Annotated in this window: 25 protein-coding genes; 10 read left to right on the top strand and 15 right to left on the bottom strand. The window is 45.8% G+C overall.

Annotated elements, in window-relative coordinates; genetic code table 11:
* Positions 1–56: 56 nt before the first annotated feature.
* The 8 genes from argH to GSQ66_RS04200 all read right to left on the bottom strand — a co-directional run bounded on the left by argH (position 57) and on the right by GSQ66_RS04200 (position 8,666).
* Positions 57–1,388: an argininosuccinate lyase gene (gene argH / locus GSQ66_RS04235; protein WP_162426319.1), complete on the bottom strand. Its 1,332-nt coding sequence runs from the start codon at positions 1,386–1,388 to the stop codon at positions 57–59.
* A gap of 100 nt (positions 1,389–1,488) precedes the next feature.
* Complete coding sequence (locus tag GSQ66_RS04230) at positions 1,489–2,556, bottom strand: M20 family metallo-hydrolase (protein WP_162426318.1); 1,068 nt, start codon at positions 2,554–2,556, stop codon at positions 1,489–1,491.
* Positions 2,557–2,558: 2 nt separating this feature from the next.
* Positions 2,559–3,353 (bottom strand): acetylglutamate kinase, encoded by a 795-nt coding sequence (gene argB / locus GSQ66_RS04225; protein WP_162426317.1) that lies wholly within the window; start codon positions 3,351–3,353, stop codon positions 2,559–2,561.
* A gap of 96 nt (positions 3,354–3,449) precedes the next feature.
* Positions 3,450–4,400, bottom strand: coding sequence for a Rossmann-fold NAD(P)-binding domain-containing protein (locus GSQ66_RS04220; RefSeq protein WP_162426316.1), 951 nt, complete (start codon positions 4,398–4,400; stop codon positions 3,450–3,452).
* Complete coding sequence (locus GSQ66_RS04215; RefSeq protein WP_162426315.1) at positions 4,401–5,549, bottom strand: aspartate aminotransferase family protein; 1,149 nt, start codon at positions 5,547–5,549, stop codon at positions 4,401–4,403.
* Between the two features lie 190 nt (positions 5,550–5,739).
* Complete coding sequence (argC, locus tag GSQ66_RS04210; RefSeq protein ID WP_162426314.1) at positions 5,740–6,750, bottom strand: N-acetyl-gamma-glutamyl-phosphate reductase; 1,011 nt, start codon at positions 6,748–6,750, stop codon at positions 5,740–5,742.
* Complete coding sequence (gene argG, locus GSQ66_RS04205; RefSeq protein WP_202923402.1) at positions 6,732–7,943, bottom strand: argininosuccinate synthase; 1,212 nt, start codon at positions 7,941–7,943, stop codon at positions 6,732–6,734. The genes argC and argG overlap by 19 nt, the downstream gene beginning before the upstream one ends.
* Positions 7,944–7,967: 24 nt before the next feature.
* A complete protein-coding gene (locus GSQ66_RS04200) occupies positions 7,968–8,666 on the bottom strand; it encodes a GNAT family N-acetyltransferase (protein ID WP_162426313.1) in 699 nt (232 codons plus the stop codon).
* A 544-nt stretch (positions 8,667–9,210) separates the two neighbouring features.
* On the opposite strand from GSQ66_RS04200, the gene GSQ66_RS04195 reads away from it, so the two are divergent.
* Positions 9,211–9,504 (top strand): hypothetical protein, encoded by a 294-nt coding sequence (locus GSQ66_RS04195; RefSeq protein WP_238395803.1) that lies wholly within the window; start codon positions 9,211–9,213, stop codon positions 9,502–9,504.
* On the opposite strand, the gene GSQ66_RS04190 is transcribed toward GSQ66_RS04195, so the two are convergent.
* On the bottom strand, positions 9,501–10,751 hold the full coding sequence (locus GSQ66_RS04190; RefSeq protein ID WP_162426312.1) for an aspartyl protease family protein: 1,251 nt from the start codon (positions 10,749–10,751) through the stop codon (positions 9,501–9,503). The two genes, GSQ66_RS04195 and GSQ66_RS04190, sit on opposite strands and share 4 nt — an antisense overlap.
* A 712-nt stretch (positions 10,752–11,463) precedes the next feature.
* On the opposite strand from GSQ66_RS04190, the gene GSQ66_RS04185 reads away from it, so the two are divergent.
* From GSQ66_RS04185 to GSQ66_RS04175, 3 genes are all read left to right on the top strand, one after another.
* Complete coding sequence (locus GSQ66_RS04185) at positions 11,464–11,916, top strand: GNAT family N-acetyltransferase (RefSeq protein ID WP_162426311.1); 453 nt, start codon at positions 11,464–11,466, stop codon at positions 11,914–11,916.
* A gap of 3 nt (positions 11,917–11,919) precedes the next feature.
* Entirely contained in the window at positions 11,920–12,987 is a 1,068-nt protein-coding gene (locus GSQ66_RS04180) for an alanine racemase (protein ID WP_162426310.1), read from the top strand.
* Between the two features lie 95 nt (positions 12,988–13,082).
* Complete coding sequence (locus tag GSQ66_RS04175) at positions 13,083–13,709, top strand: carbonic anhydrase (protein WP_162426309.1); 627 nt, start codon at positions 13,083–13,085, stop codon at positions 13,707–13,709.
* Between the two features lie 39 nt (positions 13,710–13,748).
* Here the strand turns inward: GSQ66_RS04175 and GSQ66_RS04170 are convergent, their stop codons facing one another.
* Complete coding sequence (locus GSQ66_RS04170) at positions 13,749–14,672, bottom strand: universal stress protein (protein WP_162426308.1); 924 nt, start codon at positions 14,670–14,672, stop codon at positions 13,749–13,751.
* 133 nt (positions 14,673–14,805) lie between these two features.
* Positions 14,806–15,615, bottom strand: a complete 810-nt coding sequence (locus GSQ66_RS04165; RefSeq protein ID WP_162426307.1) for a metallophosphoesterase — start codon at positions 15,613–15,615, stop codon at positions 14,806–14,808.
* Between the two features lie 172 nt (positions 15,616–15,787).
* On the opposite strand from GSQ66_RS04165, the gene GSQ66_RS04160 reads away from it, so the two are divergent.
* The 6 genes from GSQ66_RS04160 (at position 15,788) to GSQ66_RS04135 (ending at position 22,136) form a co-directional block, all read left to right on the top strand.
* Complete coding sequence (locus tag GSQ66_RS04160) at positions 15,788–17,566, top strand: chloride channel protein (RefSeq protein ID WP_162426306.1); 1,779 nt, start codon at positions 15,788–15,790, stop codon at positions 17,564–17,566.
* Positions 17,567–17,686: 120 nt separating this feature from the next.
* Positions 17,687–18,850, top strand: coding sequence for an amidohydrolase (locus GSQ66_RS04155; protein ID WP_162426305.1), 1,164 nt, complete (start codon positions 17,687–17,689; stop codon positions 18,848–18,850).
* A gap of 6 nt (positions 18,851–18,856) precedes the next feature.
* Positions 18,857–20,008, top strand: a complete 1,152-nt coding sequence (gene alr, locus GSQ66_RS04150) for an alanine racemase (protein ID WP_162426304.1) — start codon at positions 18,857–18,859, stop codon at positions 20,006–20,008.
* Positions 20,009–20,236: 228 nt separating this feature from the next.
* Positions 20,237–20,797: a TetR/AcrR family transcriptional regulator gene (locus tag GSQ66_RS04145; RefSeq protein ID WP_162426303.1), complete on the top strand. Its 561-nt coding sequence runs from the start codon at positions 20,237–20,239 to the stop codon at positions 20,795–20,797.
* A gap of 7 nt (positions 20,798–20,804) precedes the next feature.
* The gene (locus GSQ66_RS04140) at positions 20,805–21,713 is read left to right on the top strand and encodes an alpha/beta fold hydrolase (RefSeq protein WP_238395802.1); all 909 of its coding nucleotides are present in this window, start codon (positions 20,805–20,807) and stop codon (positions 21,711–21,713) included.
* Positions 21,714–21,758: 45 nt separating this feature from the next.
* A complete protein-coding gene (locus GSQ66_RS04135) occupies positions 21,759–22,136 on the top strand; it encodes a hypothetical protein (RefSeq protein ID WP_162426302.1) in 378 nt (125 codons plus the stop codon).
* 253 nt (positions 22,137–22,389) lie between these two features.
* Here GSQ66_RS04135 and hisIE read toward each other — a convergent pair whose 3' ends face one another.
* From hisIE to hisH, 4 genes are all read right to left on the bottom strand, one after another.
* Complete coding sequence (hisIE, locus tag GSQ66_RS04130; protein ID WP_162426301.1) at positions 22,390–22,998, bottom strand: bifunctional phosphoribosyl-AMP cyclohydrolase/phosphoribosyl-ATP diphosphatase HisIE; 609 nt, start codon at positions 22,996–22,998, stop codon at positions 22,390–22,392.
* Between the two features lie 101 nt (positions 22,999–23,099).
* Positions 23,100–23,858, bottom strand: coding sequence for an imidazole glycerol phosphate synthase subunit HisF (gene hisF, locus GSQ66_RS04125; RefSeq protein ID WP_162426300.1), 759 nt, complete (start codon positions 23,856–23,858; stop codon positions 23,100–23,102).
* The gene (hisA, locus tag GSQ66_RS04120; RefSeq protein ID WP_162426299.1) at positions 23,852–24,574 is read right to left on the bottom strand and encodes a 1-(5-phosphoribosyl)-5-[(5-phosphoribosylamino)methylideneamino]imidazole-4-carboxamide isomerase; all 723 of its coding nucleotides are present in this window, start codon (positions 24,572–24,574) and stop codon (positions 23,852–23,854) included. Before hisA ends, hisF begins: the two co-directional genes overlap by 7 nt.
* A complete protein-coding gene (gene hisH / locus GSQ66_RS04115) occupies positions 24,571–25,152 on the bottom strand; it encodes an imidazole glycerol phosphate synthase subunit HisH (protein ID WP_162426298.1) in 582 nt (193 codons plus the stop codon). The genes hisA and hisH overlap by 4 nt, the downstream gene beginning before the upstream one ends.
* Between the last annotated feature and the right edge of the window lie 499 nt (positions 25,153–25,651).

Here is a 25,651-nt window from a genome sequence, read left to right as displayed (position 1 = left end):
ACAAAAGAGACGCCGTCTTTGCGTCTCTTCTACTATCTGTATCTGGTATAAACTTATCAGAGAAGTAAAGATTGGATAGCTTCATCTGCTTTTTCAAAATCAAAGCCCTTTAACACCTGCTGCATCTGCGTGGCAATTTGCTCGGTGCAAAGGTTACCTATGCTTCCTTCGTGGGTATGGTTTACCTGGGTTGGCGCTTCAAACGTGCCGCTTGCTATAGTTGCACCAATGTTTTTATACGCATCCCGGAACGGTATACCCTGGAGCACTTCGTTGTTCACTACTTCCACGCTAAAGGCATACTTGTATTTTTCGTCCTGCATGATGTTGTCTTTCACGATAAGCTTTGGCAGCATATAGTTAGCCATCTGCAGACAATCCAGTAAAGTATTAAATGCAGGGAAAAGGCTCTCTTTCAATAACTGCATATCGCGGTGATACCCGGATGGAAGGTTGGCTGTTTGCAGCGCTATCTCGTTTGGCAGGCCTTGCAGTTTGTTGCATTTTCCACGGATGAGCTCAAACACATCCGGATTCTTTTTGTGAGGCATAATGCTGGAGCCGGTTGTCAACTCATCCGGTAAGCTTACAAAGGCAAAGTTCTGGCTCATGTACAGGCAAAGGTCCATAGCCATACGGCCAATCGTTGCAGCTATAGTTGCCAGCGCAGTCGCTACTACCCTTTCAGTTTTGCCACGGCCCATTTGCGCATACACCACATTATAGTTCAGGCTCTCAAAACCAAGCAAGTCAGTAGTCAACTGGCGATTCAGCGGGAACGACGAGCCATATCCCGCAGCTGAGCCTAACGGATTCTTATTGCTGATTTTGTAGGCAGATTGTACCACCAACAGATCATCGATCAGGCTTTCGGCATAGGCACCAAACCATAAGCCAAACGACGAAGGCATGGCTACCTGCAGGTGCGTGTAGCCCGGCAGCAGTTTGTCTTTGTGTTGCTCGCTTAGCTGCTGTAACGTATGGAATAAGGTTTCAGTAACTTCTACAACCTGGCGCAATTGGTGGCGCATGTATAATTTGAGATCCACTAAAACCTGGTCGTTGCGGGAGCGGCCGCTGTGTATCTTTTTACCGGCTTCGCCAATGCGTTTGGTCAGCAGCAACTCCACCTGCGAGTGCACATCTTCCATGCCATCTTCAATTTCAAAATTACCCTGCGCTACTTCTTTGTATAGTTGCTTCAGTGCGTGTTGCACCGCAGCCAGATCGTTCTGCTCCAGCAGCCCAACCTGCGCCAGCATACGCGTATGTGCCAGTGAACCAAGTATATCAAACGGTGCCAGTTCCAGGTCCATTTCGCGGTCGTTGCCTACCGTAAAGCGTTCTATTTCTGCCTGTACCTGTATGTCTTTCTGCCAGAGTTTCATCTGATTGATGGTTAAATTGTTGGATTGTTAATTTGTTGACCTGGTAAACTATAGATTTGCTTATTTGATTGAATTGCTATAGTTTATAAGTCATTCAGCATTATTGATCAGTAATTAAACTCAGCATTTTGATGTAGAGCGCAATGCCTTCTTTCAGTTCCTGTAGTTCTATGTATTCGTCGGCAGTGTGTGAGCGGGCTGAGTCGCCGGGACCGAGTTTTACGGATGGCACACGTAGTAACGCCTGATCGGACGTGGTAGGTGATCCGTAGGTGTTGCGGCCCAACTTAATACCCGCCTGAACGATGGGGTGCGTAAGCGAAATACCGGATGGCTGCAACCGAACAGAACGTGGCGTAACAGTAGATTTCACATGCTGCTTTACAGTAGCAAGCACTTCTTCCAAACTATAGGCGTCAGTTACGCGCACATCTACAGTAAATTTGCAGGTATCCGGTACTACATTATGTTGCGAACCGGCCTGCACCACCGTTACGCTCATCTTTATAGGGCCAAGCGTTTCCGATACTTTCCCGAATCTATAGTTGCGGAACCACTCGATGTCAGGCAGCGCTTCGTAAATGGCATTTATACCTTCTTCGCGGGCGGCGTGTCCGGCTTTTCCGTGGGCAACACAATCCAGTACCAGCAGTCCTTTTTCGGCTATAGCCAGGTGCATCTGCGTGGGTTCGCCAACTATAGCAAAATTAATTTCGCCAAGTTGAGAAAGTACAGACTCCAGCCCGTTTGTACCGGATATTTCTTCTTCGGCGGTGGCGGCAAGCACAAAGTTATAGTTCAGGTTCTGCTTCGGATAAAAGTGCAGGAACGTTGCGGTTAAAGCTACCAGGCAACCACCCGCATCGTTGCTGCCCAGTCCGTATAGTTTGCCGTCTTTTATAGTTGGCGCAAACGGATCTATAGTATAGCCGGCGTTTGGTTTTACCGTATCGTGATGGGAATTAAGCAGTATAGTTGGCAGTTCCGGGTTAAAGTGCTGGTTATAGGCCCATATGTTATTCCCTTGTCGCTCAGCGTTTATACCGTGTTGTTCCAGGAAACTATAGATGGCATCAGCTGTCTTATCTTCTTCACGGCTGAACGACGGAATGCTGATCAATTCCTTTAAGAGCTCCAGCGCTTCCGTGTATAGTTGGTCTGTCGTCATGGTTATGCTTGCAGCGCTATAGTTGTGCCAGCCGGTTTTCCCTCAGCCATAGCCAGCACATCTTCCGACTGGCCAATTTTAACGATGCTTACCCCACTTTGTAAAGTAGCAAACGCATTGTCAAGCTTCGGTAGCATGCCTGCGTAAACCTGTCCTTTGTCCTTCATTAAACTATACTTCTTTGGTGTCAGCAGGCTAACTACAGTAGCATCATCTGTGGCGTCGAGCAACACACCCTTTTTCTCGAAACAATAAAGCAATTGTACTTGATATTTCTGAGCCATAGCCACGGCCAAAACGGATGCTACTGTATCTGCATTCGTATTTAACAGCGAGCCGTTACCGTCGTGTGTCAGTGGAGCAACTATAGGTGTGAAACCTGCCTGCAACATCGCATCCAGCGCCTGCACGTTTATGCTTTCTGGCCCTTTTACATCGCCTACAAAACCAAAGTCTATCGTTTTAACCGGACGTTTCTCTGCTTTAATGATGTTGGCGTCTGCGCCCGTTAAACCTATGGCATTATTGCCAAGTGCCTGTAGTAGCGCCACGATGTTCTTGTTCACCAGACCACCGTACACCATAGTTACCACTTCCAGTGTTTCGGCATCTGTAATACGACGACCATCTACCAGTTTGGGTTCGATGCCAAGCCGCTGGCCAATGGCCGACGCTATTTTGCCGCCGCCATGTACCAACAACTTCGGGCCGGTTACTGCAGCCCAATCAACCAAAAAACGGTGCAGTAAACCGGGATCATCAATTACATTTCCACCGATCTTAACTATAGTCAGCATGTTTATTTTGAGTTTCTTGACAGTCCGACAAAGGACAAAAGATCAAATGTTAACTTTAAAAGTCTTTTGTCCTTTGTCAAATAGTCTTTTGTCAAATTAAAGTGATTCCAGCATGCGTTTAAGAACAGCCTGCGCAGCATAGGTGCGGTTGTTTGCCTGCTCTAGTACCAGCGAGTTCGTCCCGTCCAGGATTTCATCGCTCAGCTCTACGTTGCGGCGAACCGGCAGGCAGTGCATTACTTTGGCATTACTGGTCAGGGCCAGCTTCTCATTGGTCATCATCCAGCCTTCTCCATCAGTCAGCACCTTGCCATACTGCTCGTAACTCGACCAGTTTTTTACATACACAAAGTCCGCATCCTTCAAAGCTTCGTCCTGGTTATGTAAAACTGTAGCTCCTTTGGTAAATTCGTCTGCCAGGTCGTAGCCCTCCGGGTTCGTGATTACCAGTTCCACATCGGCCTGTTGCATCCATTCGGCAAAAGAGTTAGCCACACATTGCGGAATAGCTTTTACGTGCGGTGCCCAGGTCAGTACCACTTTCGGTTTTTTACCAGCAGGTTTTTGCTCGGTTATAGTTACCAGGTCGGCCAGGCTTTGCAGCGGGTGGCGTGTAGCCGATTCCAGGCTAACAACCGGAACGTTGGCATAAGAAATAAATTTGTTCAGCAGGTCTTCGCTATAGTCTTCTTCACGGTCATGTAGTTTCGGAAACGAACGGATTCCGATGATATCGCAGTACTGCCCCATTACAGCGGCAGCTTCCTTTATATGCTCTACGGTAGTGCCGTTCATAATGGCGCCATCCTGCGTTTCCAGTGCCCAGCCTTCTTTGTCCAGGTTCATCACCATCACGTTCATGCCCAGGTTCTGCCCGGCTTTCTGGGTGCTGAGGCGGGTACGTAAACTTGGGTTCAGAAATACAAGGCCAAGTGTTTTGTTCTCGCCCAGCGACTTATAGTTATATGGATTCTCTTTCAGGTGCAGCGCCTCATTCACCAGCTCATTCACATCAGCTACATCGTGCACAGAAGTATATTTTTTCATTTAGTTTTCCTGTAGGTTATAAACAATAGCTTCAAAAGCCGACACAAAAGCCTCTACTTCGCGTGCGCTTATAGTTAATGGCGGCAACAAACGCAGGGTGTTTTTGTCGGATGAAGAACCGGTGAAAATGCGGTGTTTCTCCAGCAGCTCTTTGCGCAGCGGCGCACAGGGCTCTTCCAGCTCTACTCCTATCATCAACCCTTGGCCACGCACTTCGCGCACACCCGGTAGCGCCTGCAGTCCTTCCATCAGGCGCTTGCCCATACGGGTAGCGTTGCCGAGTAATTGCTCCTGCTGCATCACTTCAAGGACAGCGATACCGGCTGCACAGGCCAGGTAATTCCCACCAAACGTAGTACCCAGCATGCCGTGCTTCGCTTCAATTTTCGGGCTGATCAGTACGCCACCGATCGGGAAACCATTGCCCATCCCTTTTGCTATAGTTATCAAATCCGGCTTTACATCGGTGTGCTGGTGTGCAAAGAATTTACCCGAACGTCCATAACCCGACTGAACTTCATCCAGAATGAGTAGAGCCCCGGCTTTTTTGCAGCCAGCTTCCACGGCCTTCAGGAAAGTTGGCTCCGGCATGTGCACGCCACCAACACCTTGTATGCCTTCCACAATTACAGCTGCCAGCTCATCGCCATACTTCAACAAAGCCTTTGCAAACGCATTTAAATCGTTTAGCGGCAGAAATACAACATTCTCTGTCTCGTTTACCGGTGCTATGATAGATGGGTTATCGGTTGCAGCAACAGCAGCTGAAGTACGGCCATGGAAAGCGCCTTTAAAAGCGATGATCTTTTTACGGCCCGTCTGGAAGGAGGCAACTTTGATGGCATTCTCGTTAGCTTCGGCTCCGGAGTTACACAAGAATAAACTATAGTCAGTGTAGCCGCTCAGTTCTCCCAGTTTTTGCGCCAGTTCTTCCTGCATCGGCATTTGTACCGAGTTAGAGTAAAAACCGATATCGTATAGTTGGCGGGCGATGCGCTTTACGTAGTGCGGGTGGCTGTGCCCAATGGAAATTACGGCGTGGCCGCCATACAGGTCCAGGTAGCGGGTACCTTTGTCGTCCCAGATGTAGCAGCCCTGGCCGCGTACGGGATTGATATCAAAGACAGGATAAACATCGAAGAGATTCATAATTTCTGCGTTGGGAATTAGATGTAAGAAGTAAGACAGTAAAGGAAATACTCGACGTACATATGGTTAATTGTTGGTTGTTGTATTGTTAAATTGTTGTTTCGATTATAGTGAGAAATCTATTTTGAATTTGAGATAGATCTCTCCTATCGTCGAGATGACATTCTATAGTTTAAAACCTCGCTATAGTTTAAAACCCTGTTGGTTTCAGCTTTAATCCGGCGGTTTCTTCCAGTCCGAAAAGCAGGTTCATGTTTTGTACTGCCTGGCCCGAAGCCCCTTTCAGCAGGTTATCGATCATGCTGGTTATCACAAGCATCTCGCCTTGTTTTTCGAGGTAAAGAATACACTTGTTTGTATTCACGACTTGCTTCAGGTCCGGCGTTAAGGGGCTTAGCCAAACAAACGGATGTGTATTGTAATAACTGCTGTATAGTTTCTGCGCTTCATCTATAGATAGGCTGCACTGCAGGTAACTGGTACAGAGTATACCACGCGTAAAAGGCCCGCGATACGGCACAAAATGGATGGCTGGTAATTTCTGCGTTGGCTGCAATTCATTCAGTGTGCGGCGGATCTCGTTCAGGTGCTGGTGATTCAGGACTTTATAGTTGGAGATGTTGCCGCTGCGCCAGCTATAGTGTGATGTCGGGCTGAGACTTTGTCCTGCTCCGGTGCTTCCTGTAATACCGCTCACATGCACTTCGCCCGTAATCAAACCTTTAGCAGCCAATGGCAATAAGGCCAGTTGAATGGCTGTAGCAAAGCAACCCGGGTTGGCAATGTGCTGCGCCTGCTGTATAGTTTCGCGCTTCAGTTCCGGCAATCCATAAGTAAAGGCTCTGCCAGTAGCATCTATAGTTTGCGCTTTACCAGCTTCCCCGTTCCAGCGGAAATCCTGGCTCAGGTCAATGATCTTTATAGTTGCCGGGATATCATTTTCCGCCAAAAACTTCTTTGCTTCGCCATGACCAACACACAGAAACAGCACATCCACTTCATTCTTAAATGAGTCGCTGAAATATAGTTCTGTTTCACCCAGCAGGTCGGTATGCACAGCACCAATAGGTTTGCCAGCCTGGCTTTTGCTATGCGCAAATACCAGTTCAACATCCGGGTGGTTGAGTAACAGGCGCAGCAGTTCGCCACCGGTATAGCCGGCTCCGCCTATAATGCCTGCCTTTACTTTTCCGTTGCCCATGCTGCTATAGTGTTATTCACGTTGTGGTATAATTTGGTCTGGTTACCGAAAATTTTGGTAAAGCCTTTCACATCATCAGCAGACCAGGCACGGTTCATTTCGCCGTAGCTGCCAAACTTATCGCTCATCAGGTCGTGCTCGCTTTCAATTCCTTCTACCTGGAAACGGTATGGCGCCAGCAGTACATGTACCTTACCGGTTACGGTTTGCTGCGCGCTCTCCAGAAAGGCTTCAATGTCGCGCATCGTTGGATCCAGCAACTGTCCTTCGTGCAGCCAGTTACCGTACCAGGTTGCCAGCTGGTCTTTCCAGTATAGTTGCCATTTGGTTAGCGTGTGCTTCTCCAGCGTATGGTGTGCTTTTATGATCACCATAGGCGCCGCAGCTTCAAAACCAACACGACCTTTAATGCCGATAATGGTATCGCCCACGTGTATGTCGCGGCCAATGGCAAACGGACCAGCCAACTCCTGCAAGCGCTGGATTACCTCTACCGGGCTTTCAAAGACTTCATCATTCAAACCAACAGGCTCGCCATTTTTGAAAACTATAGTTACGCGCTCCGGCTCGTGTTTGCTAAGCTGAGTAGGGTAAGCGGATTCCGGTAATGGCAGGTGTGATGTAAGCGTTTCTTTTCCGCCAACCGATGTACCCCAGATGCCTTTATTGATGGAGTACTGCGCTTTTGTAAAGTCCATTTCCACGCCATGTTTGCGCAGGTATTCAATCTCTTCCTCGCGCGACAGTTTCATATCACGTATCGGGGTGATGATCTCTACATCGGGAATGATCGCCTGGAAAACCATATCAAAGCGCACCTGGTCGTTGCCGGCACCCGTGCTTCCATGCGCTACGTAATCCGCTCCGATGCTCCTGGCAAAGTTTGCAATGCTTAGTGCCTGGGTTACGCGCTCCGCACTCACCGATAAAGGATACGTGTTGTTCTTCAGTACATTGCCGAAGATCATGTATTTAATGCAACTCTTGTAGTAGCTTTCCTTCTCATCCAGGTGCGTAAATTGCTTTACACCCAAACTATAGGCACGGCGCTCAATTTCCCGGATCTCTTCCGCTGAAAAACCACCGGTATCTACCAAAGCTGCATATACTTCCAGTCCCAGTTCCTGCGACAGGTAAATAGCGCAATATGATGTATCCAGACCGCCGCTGAAGGCTAACAAAACTTTCTTCATAACTATAATTTATATTTTGGTAGCCTAAGAGGCCTTTTTATTCTTATCTTCTTCTTGCTCAGGTAATGTAATGGGCTGCAACGCCAAACGCTGACGGTAACGTACCCAACGTTCCTGCAGGCTACTTGCTGTTTTGGCTGGTTTTTGTTCAACTACAGGCAAAGCCATAAATGTAGACTCCTGTGCCGGGTCGAATAACATGGCGGTACATAAACAATTGCTGCGGTTCTTGCTTTGCAGTATCTCGAAATTCACACAGCTTTGGCACCCTTTCCAGAAAGCTTCATCATCTGTCAGTTCGGAGTATGTAACTGGCTTGTAACCAAGGCCTGAATTGATCTTCATTACCGCCAGGGCTGTAGTTAGACCAAAGATTTTGGCATCCGGGTACTTGGTGCGCGATAGTTCGAATACCTTTTGCTTGATCTGACGGGCAAGTCCGCTTTTACGAAGCTCGGGTGAAACTATAAGGCCGGAGTTAGCCACGTATTTGCCATGCCCCCATGTCTCGATGTAGCAGAAGCCTGCCCATTTGCCATCCGGGTGCAGTGCAATCACTGCTTTTCCTTCCTTCATTTTCAGGGCCACGTATTCGGGGTTGCGCTTCGCGATACCGGTACCGCGTGCTTTAGCCGAGGATTCCATTTCTTTGCAGACAGTCTGCGCATATTCCACATGGCTTTCATCAGCCATAGTAACTATAAAGTCCGGTAAATTGGTCATCAAAATATTATGTAGAATGCTAATGGCTGCACCAACAGCCTGTTGTGCTATAACCGAGATAATACAAATGCCTTGAGCTGCCTTTCGAAAAAGCTGAGCTTACGCAAATTAATCTGTGAAATAAATTAGTGATTGAGAGGCAGGGTTACCGCATAGGCGACCCGAGAAAACGTCGGCCTAGGGCCTGCACCTGAATGTAGAAAAGGCGCACCTGAAAACTGCTCTGCATATGCGGGCAGAAAAAGTCGCACGCTTATCGGAAGCGTGTTTTATCGATGGCTGAACGCCAGATAAAAGGACCTTTTTTTTCATTTTAAAATAAGTAAATAAAAAAGCTTTAAGCGCTTAGATACTCCAATTGCAACGCAAATGTTTTCACTAAAAAATGTGTTTTGCAAGAATCAATCCAAAATTCAATTAAAAATTATACACTATATAAGTTTGTTATAGTTAGCAGCATTTTTTGTTATAGTTGGTGGCATTAACAGAGGCTATAGTGTACAATTTGCCCTATATGCTTTAACTTGCAGCTTTTCTGTTTTACATGATGAAGAACCTTAATCTGCCGGTGATGATCGGCATCTTATTCTCTGCCATAGGGCTGGTGACCTTGTTTTTAATGGGCCAAGCCCTGACCGCGGCAATTTGGCTAAGTTTCGGAAACGGGCTTATGCTTACAAGTCTTCGTTTTAACCGTGTGAATGAGTTTGGAGAAATGGAACAGCAGCCTGTGCCAAAAGCAAGACTATATACCGGGATTTTCCTTATCGTATTGGCGGGTATCTTATTGCTATTGCAGGTTATACAAGACCTGCAGCAAACCCCACCTCAGGGCTAAATCCGGTTCTGTAAAGTAAGTGTTACTGAATAAGGGGTAGTATTGCGCTGAAAAGTAAGCTTTAACTGGTGACCGGGCCTGCCCTCCAATAAATTAAGTATGTTATTCAGATCCAGTTCATAGCAGTGTTTGCCATTTATTGTCATCAGTTGGTCCCCGGGTTTAATACCGGCTTCTTTTGCTGCCGAATTCTCCGAAACATTAGAAACAACATACACATTAAAGCCGGGCATAGGTGTACTGACTTCAAAACCGGCAATGTTATAGGTAAAGGGCTGCCTGTATTTCCGGTTGGGTATTAGTACCAGACGATTGTGCGGATAATCAAAAATAACCGTAAAACGTTTCAGAATATCCGAACCAAGGTTTCCGTTCCGGTTTGCAATGTTTAGCGCTACCTTAATTGCCTGCTCGTCAGGGTATGTAGCGGGCAGGTTCTCGAACTGATGCCGGCCAAGCGACATGCTGTTAATCCTCCCGATCTTTCCGTGTATGTCTCCGCTTAAGCCACGGCCCAGGTATGCTTCCATTACTTTAGGTGGCAATTTCAGTTTCTCGTTAGTAGGCAGGTACAGCGAAAGCGAATGACTGGCACCGGTATCTACCACCAGTTTTACATTTAAAGAATCACCGTTATATTGTCGCACCTTGGCATAAATATAGGCTTTGCAATCTTCTATTGATAACTCCTGCACTTCTGCTTTCTTACTGATCCTGATCTTCGTGTCTGGCCTGTAAAGTGTAATTACCTGGGTATTATAGTTGATCTTAACTATAAAATTTTTAAAAATATCATACCCTATGATGCCATGTACAGGCATTCCCATCCGGGTAGAAAGGTTGAAGATATCTTCCAGCAACACATACACTTCATGGTTTACGCCTTCAATACCACGCAGGAACATATTATTCCCGTTCGAGATGAGAGCCTCCAGTTCAAAGCCCTGCCCCAGGCCCTGTACAGTTATTTTGCGGGAATTATTAAGGCTTAAGCTATCGGTAAAGTTTAGCTGGGTAATTAAAGTGCTGTTAACGCCGGAGTCCAGGATAAAATTGAGCTGTTTGGAGTCGTTAATTTTTACCGGTATAACGATCAGGTTATGTACCAGTTTAAACGGGATCTTGATCTTTTTAGCAGTCCCAGTAAAGTATGCGGTATCCTGAGAAATAGTCTGCCCCTTAGCTTCCGGCTGTAACAGAAAGCAGCTTAAAAGACAAAGCAACACCGGGTAGAATGCTTTTGCCATAGCGGGGAATTTACATGTAAAAGACTAAGTCTCTTTAAGATACGTAACAGAACTATAGTCAGGCAATAAATATACTGAATTCGGGATAGATTTATACTAATCGGCAACAATTAAATGACTTTTGCTGGTAAAGTTACGTCAACGTATTGTTTCACAATGGCTTTATAACTAAACTTTAGCACAGGCTTGCAGGTGCTTTATCAGATGCTGAGGCGAACAGTAACAGCATTTAAATATGATGCATTCAGGTGAGTTCCTTAGCCTGAAAACGTGTGTATAATTTGAATGCGGTTAATAGGATTCCCCTAATAAATCAATTTAAAAGCCGCCTTCCGTACAAAAATATACTGGTCACTTTAACTAGTACATTTTGCACGAAACCAATCAAACGAAATTAACCTTTAACACCACCAAAGCCTACATTATGTTGAAAAGCTATGCTTTAAGGCCTTTTTTGATTATCTTCAATTAAATCAGGAATCAACAACCAGCTTTTAAATTATATTTTATTAAGATATGTGTTTTATCAGCTCACCCATCTTCAGCGACAATAAGCAAAATATAACAAGCTTTTGAATCGGTTAGCTACCGTGGCTGAATATGACGTTAAACTTTCTAATGGCTAAAGTCCAACCTTCATAGGGCTACCCAAGTCCTGCATTATACATAACTCGAATATTAGCTCTTATCCTAACAAAAACTATAAAGTAAAATGGCAGAGAACAACAGTCTCCACTACAACGTCTATACCCCTGAAAACAACACAGGTATAAACCAGGACGAGATACTGGATTTCCTTTTCAAGCATTTAGATGAGTATGGCGATAAGCGGGAAGACATTGCCAAGTGCATGAACTATGCGCTATCTACAGCCGAAGGGAAAGGCGGCGCCGTGCTGGAAGCCCGCGAAAATGGAGAAGTAGTAGGTGCCCTTATCCTGAACAATACCGGCATGAGCGGTTATATCCCCGAGAACATCTTAGTTTATGTAGCAGTACATGGCAACCAGCGCGGAAAAGGTGTTGGCAAAAAGCTGGTGCAACTGGCAACCGAAACTGTATCGGGCAGTATAGCCCTGCATGTTGAACCACAAAACCCGGCCCGCCATCTGTACGAGAAAATGGGCTTTACAAACAAGTATTTAGAATATAGACTACAACGATAAACTATGGCAGTTTTAAAGCTGTACCGTGACAGATTACAACATAATTACCGCCACCTTGATAAGGTATTTAAAGAACACAATATAGACTGGGGTATTGTAAGCAAACTGCTATGCGGCGAAGAGAAATTTCTAAAAGAACTACTTGCGTTAGGTGTTAAAGAAATACATGACTCGCGGGTAACGAACCTGAAAGCAATTAAGAAAGTAGCCCCTGATGTACAGACTGTTTATATTAAGCCGGCACCCAAAAAGAGCATCCCCGAAATAATAGAATTTGCAGACGTTAGTTTCCAGACAGAGTTCGAAATTATAAAACTGCTGTCAGCAGAAGCTGTTCGGCAGAAGAAGCTGCACAAGATCATTATCATGATTGAAATGGGGGATCTACGCGAAGGCGTAATGGGAGAAGAACTGGTTGATTTTTATGAGAAGGTATTTGAGTTGCCTGGGATTGCAGTGATCGGGTTAGGAGCTAATTTTAACTGCCTGCATGGCGTAATGCCAACCCGCGATAAACTTATTCAGCTGAGCCTTTATAAGCAGATCATTGAGACAAAATTCGACAAGAAAATTCCGTGGGTTTCAGGTGGCACCTCTGTAACTATACCGCTGCTCTTCACCCATCAGTTACCTAAAGGCATCAATCATTTCAGAATTGGCGAGGCACTTTTTTTCGGACTTAACCTGTTTACCGGCGAAACCTTTGAAGGCATGCATGATGACGTATTAGAGCTGAGCGCGGAGATAATTGAGCTGACAGAAAAACCCATGATCCCAGACGGAATACTGGCAGAGAACCCAAGCGGAGACAACTATGAAATTGATGAGAGACTTTATGGTAAAACATCTCACCGTGCCATATTGGATGTCGGTTTACTGGATGTGAATCCTAAATTCCTGATTCCGAAAGATAACCTGAGCGTAGTTGGGGCAAGTTCGGATATGCTGGTGATAGAGCTTGGCACAAATGATAAGAACTATAAAGTAGGCGATGTGCTGCAATTCAGCCTGCGTTATATGGGTGCATTGAGCATTTTAAACTCAAGGTACATAAACAAAGAGGTGGTATAAGTTAACACAAACCTGTTTCAGCTAAAATTTTCTTGTTTATATTTGCCGGATAGTTGCGTATAACTCAACTGTAAATTATATAAACTGCAAAGTACATGCACTACAACGAGTACGAAGATCTGATAAATAATAACAGAAAATGGGTAGCTGAAAAGCTCGAAAATACCCCCGAGTACTTTAAACAACTGGCGCAGGGCCAGAAACCTCCTTTCCTTTATATCGGATGCTCTGACAGCCGGATGCCTATTTCAAGTTTTACCCGCACAGAACCCGGAGAGCTTTTTATACATCGTAATGTTGCCAACCAGGTATCGCTGACGGACATGAACTTACTGGCAGTGCTGGAGTATGCCGTAGAAGCGCTGGATGTGCAGCATATAGTTGTCTGCGGGCATTATTGCTGCGGTGGTGTTGAAGCTGCCTACAAAGGAACTGCAACCGGTGTGGTTGAGAACTGGGTCAGCCCTATCCGCGATATTTACATGCAGAACCGACAGGAAATAGATAGCCTGCCAACTGAAAAAGACAGGTTACAAAAGCTTTCCGAGCTGAATGTTATAGCGCAGGTAAAAAACATATGCACTACCTCTGTTATGCACCGGGCTTACAAAACATTAAAATACCCTACCGTACATGGCTGGGTGCTAGATATTGAACATGGGTATATCAAAGACCTGAAACTGCCTGTTGCTGAGTGGCAGGGCTTGGGTATATTACCTTAAGCATTACATCTATTCGCACTATATAAGTCTAAAAATCTATCAGCCGATAAGTGCATCCAGAAAGCTCAGGTGCTCATTTTTCTTTTTAATGATCAGGAGCGGGATATCATCATTTGCCCGGATCACTTTTTCGGTAACACTACCCATTAACAACAGTGTGGCACCGTAAATGCCCCGTGCGCCTACTACCAGCAGGTCGGCGCGGGCGCGGTTTGCTTCCAGTACCACTACTTCGCCGGTATCATCCTGCAAATCCTTTCTTACCAGGCTCAGGCTAGTTATGGCCTGCAATTCCGGAAATTCTGCCATTAATTTGTAAAATTTTTCTTCAGCAAAGTGTCTGGTACGGGCTTCAAACTCATCGTAACTTATACCCAACGTAATATAACCGGTTGGCACTTCATACACGTGCAGGCAAGTAACCTGGAGGTTAGGTCTTAAACTGGCAAGTTGCTGTACATATGTCAGTGTCATTTTAGAGTATTCCGAGAAATCGATGCTTACCACAACATGCTGTAATACGGTCTCAGCGGTTTCCGGAATCAGTAAAACACTTATTCCACCTGTGTGTACCAGGTTATGCGACAGTATACCACTTCCGCGAAGGCGAAGTTTGCGGCCTGTTACTATCAGGTCAACATCATAAAGCTTCGATATTTTTAATAGCTCCTTAAGCGGATCGCCGTCTTTTACCAGTACTTCTGTCTGCACCTTTTTATTATCTCCAAAGTAATGCTGCACAAGGTTTTGCATTTCCTGTAAAGCCTCCGGATGCGGGGCAGGTTCTTCTGTAAGTTTCAGGCTTTGCAACACTTCCTGTGAAATATTCTGTTTCCGGCGCACATATACAAAGTATATCTTTTCGATGGGTAATATGCTGCACAGGAATGCAGTGTAGTTAACCTCTATCTCATCCATACGGGTGAAATCCATGGTTACCAGCAGTTTTTTAAGTGTTTGCATAAACGTAAGGAGCTATATAATAGAACACAGGGAATCAACACGTGCTCTGGCTGATATTTACATTACGCAGACAGAGACCAACTATGTTCTTGAAAGGGTATGATATGTAGCAAAAACACTGCTTTTTAAAGCTTCAGGCGCTGGCACGGTGTTGCACGAATGGCCTTACAGATTCTGCGTATAGCTTATGCGCCTGAACAGAGGTGATTACATGATCAGGGTAGAGCAACGAAGTTAGCTTTCCGCCAAATACACAACCCGTATCGATGTTAATGGTATTGTTGCGCCAGCATGGCTCGTACACCGGTGTGTGGCCATATACAACTATAGCATGCCCGGTATAATTTGCTGCCCAGTCCAGCCGTACTGGTAAGCCATGCTGATCCGTTTCGCCGGTAGTGGGGCCATATAAACAAAGGTCACGTACGGAGCGGTTGTGCCTGCCATGAAGGTGTTCTGCCAGCCCGGCATGCGCAATAACCAGCCTTCCCTCGTCCAGCAAAATATGGTGCGGCAGATTAGCCAGAAAATCACGAACCCGTAAAATAAAAGCAGCACTGCAATGGCTGAGTTGCTCCATCGTAAACTCCAGTCCGTGCCGAACCTGGACGTTTCTGCCAATCAGCTTCCGGTATAGTTTATCGTCATGGTTACCGCTCACACAAAAAGCCTGTTTCGCCTCCACCATGTCCATTACCAGGTGCAGTACCTTTGGAGAGTCAGGACCGCGGTCTACCAGGTCTCCAACAAAAACAGTTTTATGGTTATCAGGAGGCGTAACGTTAAACCTGCTTTCCTTTTTATCATAATTTACCTGATAGCCAAGCTGCTGAAGTAACTCTACTAACTCATCAAAACAGCCATGCACATCCCCGATAATATCAAAGGGGCCATGTGCCTCTGTATGCACCAGGTATCCGCTTAAATCCTTTATCTGAGCCATTCTAATTTTCTCCTTCAAACTAAACTATAACTGAAAATACGATGGACAGGTTTAGGCATATAAGTTAAACTTATACAGAAAGAGGCTTTACTTTATAGATTTTGAACTTAACCGGCACAACGTTTACTTTTGCAGTAGCTTTAACCTGTCTCTGATCACGTACATATATTACATGTTCTACCTAAAGAAGTATAAATTACCGTTGCTCTGGTTGCGCCGCCACACCTCCAGCCGCGACTTTATGCTTATCTCCAGTGCGTTGGTTGGCTTTACGGCAGGTATGGCTGCAGTTATTCTCAAAACAATAGTGCATTATCTGTACATCATGCTCGCTTACGGTGGCCGTTTGTTCGACCGACCTGTTCTGCTCGTGGTGCTCCCGATCATTGGTATTTTGTTGACTGTGGTAGTAGTGCAGCTTTTTTTTAAGGGCAAAGTTGAAGGAGGAACAGCGGGAATTCTCTATAGTATCGCTCAAAAGTCAAGTATCGTCAGCCGTAGTAAGATGTATTCTTATGTGATTACCAGCGGCATTACGGCAGGCTTTGGTGGTTCTGCAGGTTTGGAGTCCCCTATTGTGGTTACAGGCTCTGCTATCGGCTCTAACTTTGGTCGTTCCTATCACTTAAACTACCGCGACCGAACGCTTTTACTTGCCTGTGGTGCGGCGGCAGGTGTAGCAGCCGTATTTAATGCACCGGTTGCTGGCGTACTTTTCGCTGTCGAGATTCTGCTCACTGATATAAGTATTGCTGCCTTTATTCCGCTAATGATAGCCGCTGTAGTAGGTACGCTTTGCTCCACGCTGACGTTAGATGAAGATCTGCTTTTTTATGTAGGCAATGTGGAAGGGTTTTATGCCGGCAATATTCCTTTTTATATGCTGCTGGGCGCGCTTACGGGTCTGATCTCGGTTTACTATACCCGAACTGTACACTGGATAGAGAACATATTTGAGCCACTGTCAGAAAACGTATACAAACGCGCTTTGATAGGTGGTTTATGCCTTGGTTTGCTGATCATGCTGTTCCCGCCTCTTTTCGGCCAGGGCTATGAATCGATAAAACTGCTGCAGCGCGACCATGCAGATCTGTTGCTGAAAGATAGCTGGCTTAACTTTTTTGGAACCAACGAGTGGTTAATAGTAGGCTTTACGGGAGCCCTGGCACTGGTGAAAGTAATTGCTTCTACGCTCACGATGGCTTCCGGAGGTAAGGGTGGTAACTTTGGCCCGTCTATGTTCGTGGGTGCATTTGCAGGTTTCTTTTTCTCGAAATTAATTAACCTAACTGAACTGGGGAATGTGCCCATCCATAGTTTTACAATGGTAGGCATGGCCGGCATACTGAGTGGCGTGATGCATGCACCGTTGATGGGTATTTTCCTGATAGCAGAAATTACAGGTGGTTATACATTAATGATTCCACTGATGGTCGTATCGGCTACATCGTACGCGGTAGTAAAGTATTTTGAGCCTTACTCCCTGGAAGCAAAGAAGCTCGCGCAAAGAGGTGAACTGTTGACCCACAACAAAGACACAACCGTATTGCGCATCATGAAGATCAGGCACCTGATCGAAACTGAATTTCAACCTGTAAGCCCCGATGCGACCTTACGCGAACTTGTAGAAGTAATTGCTCATTCCCGACGCAACCTCTTCCCGGTAGTAAATTCAAAAGGAACACTTGAAGGGATCATACTTCTGGAAGATATCCGGGAGATCATGTTTAAAGCCGACAAATATGATCTTGTGAAAACCAAAGAGCTAATGGTAAAGCCTCCGGTACTGGTACAGCACGATGATAGCATGGCGGAAGTAATGAAGAAATTTGATGAGTCCGGTGCCTGGAATCTGCCCGTAGTAGAAGGCGAGAAATACCTTGGCTTTGTTTCTAAATCAAGCATTTTCACCAAGTACAGAAAGCTCCTGATCAAAACTACCAACGTTTAAGGCGGCCTAGTGTTGACAGTCGCCTGTTAAGCGCAACTATAGTTCCGGTTTACAGATCGTTTTAACCTCTGCCTAATTTTCCGTACCTTAGAAAAAGCCTGTAACCCAACTATACCTGTCATGCAGCATAAAGAATTATCAGACCTTCCAGAACTTGTAAAACTTCGCCAGGAACTTCACAAGTATCCTGAGCTCTCAGGTCAGGAATCAGAGACAGCAAAGAGAATCGTAAAACACCTGCAAAACTATAATCCCGATAAAATATACACCCAGTTAGGTGGCACCGGTGTAGCAGCTGTTTTCTTTGGAAAGGATGCCAATGGCCCGACTATTCTTTTCAGAGCGGAGCTGGATGCCTTGCCAATTTCTGAAACCAATAAAAATCTAAACTATAGTTCGGTAACGGATGGCACCAGTCATAAGTGCGGGCACGACGGGCATATGGCAATTCTTGCGGCTTTAGGTAGTTTGCTTCAGCAGCAACGACCAGCATGCGGAAAAGTAATTTTACTCTACCAACCTGCCGAAGAAACCGGAGCCGGCGCCTGGGCTGTTTTGCAGGACGCTCGGTTTAAAGCTGCATTAAAACCTGACTATGTATTTGCGTTACATAATATACCCGGCAAACCCATGCACCAGGTTATAGTTCGCGAAGATGTTTTCGCTGCCGCATCTACAGGAATGATCGTTGAATTGCATGGAAAATCATCTCACGCTGCTGAACCTGAAAACGGTATAAATCCGGGGTTGGCCATGTCTGAAATTATAGTTGCGTTTAATGATATCATCCGGAAAAAAGAGCAGTTCCAGGACCTTGCGTTACTGACGGTGATACACGCACGATTAGGGGAAGTTGCTTTTGGAACAAACCCGGGTTTTGCAACCGTTATGGCAACACTTCGCTCCTATCAACCCGCTGATATGCAGAAATTAAAAGAGCTTACGCAGCAATGTGTGCAGCAAATAGCAGCCAGCTATAAGCTCACCTATAACATCAACTTTGTGGAGGATTTTCCGGCCACTGTTAACCATTCGGAACAGGTGCAATCAATTCGGCAGGCGGCCGCAGACCTAGAACTTGATGTGCAGGAAGCCGTACAGCCTTTCAGGTGGTCAGAAGATTTCGGCCACTTTATAGCCAGGTATAAAGGTGCTTTTTTCGGGCTAGGTTCTGGCATTCACCAGCCGCAACTGCATCATGCTAACTATGACTTCCCGGACGAGCTTATACCAACCGGAACTGCCCTGTTCTATGGCATCATCCAACAGATTCTGAATAAATAACGCAGTATGTTTCATAGCTCTTACATTGAGATCAGCAAAACCGCTTTACAAAACAACATCAATTTTATAAGGAATGAGATCGGGCCGCGGGTGCGCTTTTCTTCCGTGGTAAAAGGCAATGCTTACGGACACGGAATCGAGCAGTTTGCTACGTTGGCTCAGGAGTGTGGGGTGGATCATTTCTCAGTTTTTAGTGCTGACGAAGCTCTGCGCCTGCATCAGTCACTTCCCCGGCCAGCTACCACGTTGATAATGGGATATATTGATGATCCTGAACTTGAATGGGCGATCCGGAATGATATAGAGTTCTTTGTTTTTGAACCCGACCGGCTGACCAAAGCAGCAGATGTTGCCAGGAAGCTCGGTAAAAAAGCAAAGATCCACCTGGAACTGGAAACCGGCATGAACCGCACCGGCTTCGACAAAACTACGTCAGCACAGGCAAGGAAAATACTGGATGATACAGAAGAGCATGTAACGTTAATGGCGGTTTGCACTCACTTTGCAGGAGCTGAAAATTTCCAGAACCACGAACGTATCATAATGCAGCAGCAGAATTTCCAGGAATTACTGCAGCAACTGATCAACTCTAGTCATACTCCCAAACAATTACACTCGGCCTGTTCTGCTGCTATGGTCTCGTACCCCGAAACACACATGGATATGGTTCGTATCGGCATTATGCAATATGGCTTCTGGCCCAGCCCCGAAACGTATAGTCATTATTTTAGCCAGCATACGCTTAAAAAAGACCCTTTGCGTCGTCTCATAAACTGGAAAAGCCGCATCATGAGCATAAAGTCCATTTCTAAAGGCGAATATGTTGGGTATGGTAGCTCGTATCAAACACAGCGCGACATGACGTTGGCTGTAATTCCGGTTGGGTATGGCTGGGGCTACAGTCGCACGCTCAGTAACCAGGGCAATGTACTAATAAGGGGAGTTCGCGCTGCTGTAGTCGGCATCGTAAACATGAACGTAATGATGGTGGATGTAACTGATATTCCTGCGGTGCAGAAAGATGATGAAGTTGTTTTGCTTGGCTCGCAGGGAGACGAAAGCATAACAGTAGCCTCCTTTGCAGAACTTAGTACACAGCTAAACTATGAGTTGCTTACACGCCTTCCAGCCAACATTCCACGCCTGGTGATCGATTAACCTATAGCTTTCAATACACCCTAACTTATAATTGCTGAAGCTTAATTAAAATACAGAAACCCGTTAAGTCTGCTCTTGCTCGCTATAGTTTTAGAAGTAAAGTTGGCTCATCTCTTTGTTGAGCAGATTTAAGTCCAGGAAGCACATCCTACCTATTTAAAGATTCTGATAGGCTTTTGAATCTTCCTAAAAAGCAACTACTTTTATGAACAAACGTTCATTCATAATATGAAAGTCACACAGGAGAAACGCGAACAAAGTATTAACACCATGATAGACACTGCCTTAGCCCTATTTTCTGAGCAGGGCTATGACGCTACTTCTATCAGAACGATAGCCCAGCGGGCAGGTATTTCCCTGGGATTGATGTACAATTATTTTAAAAGCAAGGAAGAACTTCTGGTTGAGATTTGCAGGCGAGGCGCTTCAGATGTTCGTGTTTCATTTGAGCAGATTACTCCTGAGTGGGAAAAAATGACAGCCATTGAACGGCACATCCGCCAGACAGTAAAGATCCTGAAAGAGAAGAAAGACTTCTGGAAATTAATACATGGCATTAGAATGCAATCGGCTGTAGTGCAACGGCTGAGTGCAGAAATGAAAGAGCAAACAGCTTACGTAGAAACCCAGATCAGACAGAACCTGATAGAGGCTGGTATTCCCTTTCCGGAGCTGGAAGCCAAACTTTACTTTGCTTCTTTGGACGGACTGGCGCAACATTATTTACTCCACGAAAATTATCCGATCGATGATGTAGCCACCTTACTCATCATGAAGTATAAAAGATAATTGTGTTTTGAGATTAACTAAACAAGCTGCAACTATAGATAAAGGAACTATGAACTCTCCCAAATGGCTCGACCGGATCCTCTACCCTTTTGCGCACCGTACCCTGGATCTGCCGGCCGGCAACATGCATTACGTAGACGAAGGACAGGGCGAGCCTATAGTTTTAGTGCATGGCACACCTACCTGGTCGTTTGTATGGCGGCAACAGATAAAAGCACTGAGCCGGAACTACCGCTGCATTGCCCCTGATCATCTTGGCTTCGGCTTATCTGCTAAACCAGCTGGCTTTGCTTACACCCCGGAAGCGCATGCCGATAACCTGGAGCAGCTTATTGACCATCTGCAGCTAAAGAACATTACACTGGTGGTACATGATTTTGGTGGTCCGATCGGGTTACGGTATGCACTGCGCCACCCTGAAAATGTTAAGAAGATCGTGATCCTGAATACCTGGATGTGGAGCCTGGAAGAGGAGAAAAAGATCATGAAGATCAGCAGGTTTATGGCTGGTGGTGTGGGCAGATTTTTGTATTTGCAATTGGGTTTCTCTGCCAACTTTCTGCTGCCACAAGGCTACCACGAGGGTAAACACCTGACAAAAGACATCAAATTACATTACCAGAAGCCACTTTCTACTTCAGGGAGCCGCATGGGTACCTGGGGATTTGCTAAAGCCCTGCACGAATCATCCTCCTATTTTGATGAACTATGGCAACAGCACGAAAAACTGCGAACTATAGATAAGCTGTTACTGTGGGGTGAGAAAGACAAGCTTTTACCAGTACACTTTCTTGAACGCTGGCAGCAGGAGTTTCCGGAAGCTAAAACGATAAAATATAAGGCCGGCCATTTTGTGCAGGAAGAACGTGGCGGGGAAGTGGCTGATGCCATTCATCATTTTATATTAAATAAATAGAATATTTGGCATAATCCTGGCTAAACCTTTGCCAAACAAAAATCTATGAGAAAGACATTACTTCGTTTTGGCATGGCATCGCTGGCCTTGTTAAATTTCTCCTGCGGTAGTGGTGATAAGGAAGTGGTTGTTCCGAAGATGGAACTGGCCATGCAACGCACCCTTATGTACCACGACACCCGGGAGATGAAAAAAGCAAACTATACCACCGCTGATTTTAATAGCGGAATTAGCCTTGAGAACAATAAACTGACCATTTTTTTAGCTGCTGAACCGGATGAGATCGCATTTGAAATTGATGAAACAGATCTGCTTAATGGCTATGTTGGTGTCTATAGTTTAAAATCGCTGCCCGACCCGGAAACCGGCAAAGCGAAAACTACTTACATTTATGATAATGGTGATGGCTCAGGAAGCGCTTAATTTAGCCAGGCCAACGTTATATGTGGTGAACTGAAAATCACTAAGTACAACAAACAGCACAACCTGATCAGCGGCACCTATGAGTTAACCATGGAAGATATCCCTGATCCTACCCTTACAACACCAACACCTAACCCGAGGAGGTGTGATGTAACGGTTACAGGCACCTTCGAAAACGCTTTGCTTTCAACTAATCCCTAAACAAAAAATAGCTGCAAGTATAAACTATAGTTGCAGCTATTTTTATAGTTACTTATTTTTTCTGATGCCGCTCCTGAAGCACAGCCACCACATCTGCCAGTTCTAATCCGGATGCAGCCAGCAACACCACAAGGTGGTAAAGCAGATCGGCAGCTTCGCCCTTCATCGTTTCTGTATTCCCGGCAACGGCATCTATCACAGTTTCCACGGCTTCCTCTCCTACTTTCTGGGCTATTTTGTTTATGCCATTATCAAACAGGAAATTAGTATAGGAACCTTCTACCGGATTAACCTTTCGTTGCTGGATCACTTCCTCCAGTTGCGCGATAAACTGAATGGCTTTTACTCTCTTGGCTTTAGTTTCCTCTCCAAAGCAACTTGTGCTACCGGTATGGCAGGTCGGGCCGTTGGGTTTTACTTTTATGAGCAGCGAATCGTTATCGCAGTCTTCAACTATAGTTACTACCTGCAATGTATTGCCGGAAGTTTCGCCTTTGGTCCAGAGGCGGTTTTTGGAGCGGGAGAAGAACGTTACCAGTCCCTCCTGTTTCGTTTTGTCCAGTGCTTCCTGGTTCATGTAGCCCAGCATCAGCACCTGGCTTGTTTGCTCGTCTTGTATTATAGCAGGCACCAATCCGCCCATTTTATCAAAATCTAACATAGTTAGAACGTTTAGAAGTTAAAAAGTTAGAAAGTGTAAGAGCTTAAAGAGATAGTGGATACTATAAAATCAACACAAGATAACCACCAACGATTCAGCCATTAAACCCTCACATCCACGCCCTGTGCTTTCAGGAAACGTTTTAAATCTGGTATTTCCAGTTCTCGGAAGTGAAACAAACTGGCAGCTAAAGCGGCGTCGGCATTAGCTACCTTAAAAGCTTCTGCAAAGTGCTGCATTGTTCCGGCACCACCTGAGGCAACAACAGGTACAGATACTGCTTCTGATACTGCTTTGGTAATATCCAGCGCAAAACCTGCTTTAGTACCGTCGTTGTTCATGCTGGTCAGTAAGATCTCTCCTGCTCCCATATCCACTACTTTTCTGGCCCAATCTATAGTTGCGTGTTCGGTTTCTATAGTTCCGGCACGGGTGTATACTTTCCAGCCGGTGGCTTCGGTAAACTTGGTATCGATGGCAACGGTAACGCACTGGCTACCGAAATGCCTTGCCAGTTCTGCTACCAGTTGCGGATTTTTAATAGCTGATGAGTTGATAGAAACTTTGTCTGCTCCGTTCTGTAATAGTACTTCTACGTCTGCTACAGCACTGATGCCGCCACCCACTGTAAACGGAATATCGATGTGGCGGGCAATGTCGCGCACCAGTTCGGCAAAGGTTTTGCGACCTTCGTTGGTGGCTGTAATATCCAAAAATACTAGCTCATCGGCACCCTGTTGGGCATACCATTTAGCCAGTTCTACCGGGTCGCCGGCATCCCGGATGTTCTCGAACTGCACGCCTTTTACACAGCGGCCATCCTTAATGTCCAGGCAGGGAATAATGCGTTTTGTTAACATATAAATCGCGCTAAATCTTTTAATGAAATGGTGCCTTCGTAAATTGCTTTCCCGATAATGGCTCCTTTTACTCCAATTTCCTGCAGTTCCTCCAGGTCGGCTATAGTTGTCACGCCACCACTGGCAATAATCTCTGCTTCAGGCAACGTCAGTTTCAGGTGGCGGTACGTGTTGGTAGATGGCCCTTGGAGTTTGCCGTCTTTGCTTACGTCAGTGCAGATAAACAACTGCGCTCCTGTTTGCACATAGCCCGAAATAAAGTCCTGCAGCGAGTACTTACTCTCTTCTGTCCAGGCAGAAATAGCAATGTTGGTGCCTTTAAAATCGGCTCCGATGATGATCCTCTCCGGGCCATATTTTAACAGCCAGCTTTTAACTGTTTCCGGTTCGCGCACTGCTATACTACCGGCCGTGATCTGCGAAGCACCCGCATCAAAAGCCTGTTGAACCGCTTCATCCGACTGCAGACCACCACCAAAATCTATAGTTAGTCCAGTATTAGAAGCTATAGTTTCCAGCACATCCAGGTTTACAGGTTTCCGGGCACGCGCTCCGTCAAGGTCAACTAAATGCAGGCGCTTAATGCCGCTGGCTTCGAAGCGTTTGGCTACCTCCAGCGGGTTGCTGTCGTAGGTTGTTTGTTGTGTAAAATCACCTTCGGTCAGGCGCACACACTGGCTGCCGATCAGGTCTATAGCTGGGATGATATCCATCATAAGGCAAGGAAGTTTTTAAGGATCTGTGAACCAGCAGCTCCGCTTTTCTCGGGGTGGAACTGGGCGGCATAAAAGTTTTTATAGTTCAGCGCAGCCGAGAATGGCTCCGGGTAAGAAGTCTTGGCGATGGTAAACTCGCTAAGCGGCACATAATAGCTGTGCACATAGTAGGCATACTCCTGCTCCTGCAATCCTTTAAACAGCGGCGTCTGCAGGTTTTCCAGCTGGTTCCAGCCCATGTGCGGTACTTTTAGGTCAGTCACGAAATGCTTTACCGGTAGCGGAATAATGCCCAACAGATCAGTATCGCCTTCTTCGGAGTGCTGACAAAGCAGCTGCATACCCAGGCAAACTCCAAAAAAGGGCTGTTCAAGCGTTGGCAGTAGCTTATCCAGGTTACGGGCTTTCAGTTGTGCCATTGCCGAAGCTGCCTGTCCCACACCCGGGAAGATCACTTTATCAGCCGCTTTTATCGTTTCTGCATCGGCACTCAAGGTAGCCTGCACGCCCAGCCGCTCCAGCGCAAACTGCACCGACTGCACATTCCCGGCCTTGTAATCAACTATAACTAAGTCCATCTTTTTAATTATGAATGATGAATTACGAATTATGAATGTGGCAGTGCTACAGCCATCATCTATAGTTCTTGTTTACTGTTTTTTTCTTCTCAAATGCTGTTTCGGATTTCCTAATCTGAAACTTGACTGCTGCGGATTTCTTAATCCGCGTTACGGGGACTAAGAAGTCCCCAACAGGTTGCTTTCGGACTATGAAGTCCGAAAGAGCTATAGTTAAAACCTTGGAACGGAAGTAACATCCGCACCAGCTATAGTTTATATCCTATTCATCCTTAAATCCTGAAAATCCTGATTCAGACAAAAACAAAAAAGCCTGACTCTTTTACGGAGTCAGGCTTTCTGGATATATACGATTATAGTTCTATCTAATCCACAGGCATACGGCTCCGAAACTGTTGCTTCGTGCATGATGATGGTGCATATGAGCCATTGTGCCTTTCATTACTGCAAATATACGTGAACTATAGTTTAGTTACTACAAATTCCTGCATTCTCTTTA

The sequence above is a fragment of the Pontibacter pudoricolor genome (genome assembly GCF_010092985.1).
In the GTDB taxonomy this organism is placed as follows: Bacteria; Bacteroidota; Bacteroidia; order Cytophagales; family Hymenobacteraceae; genus Pontibacter; species Pontibacter pudoricolor.
This window is presented reverse-complemented; position numbering and strand designations above follow the sequence as displayed.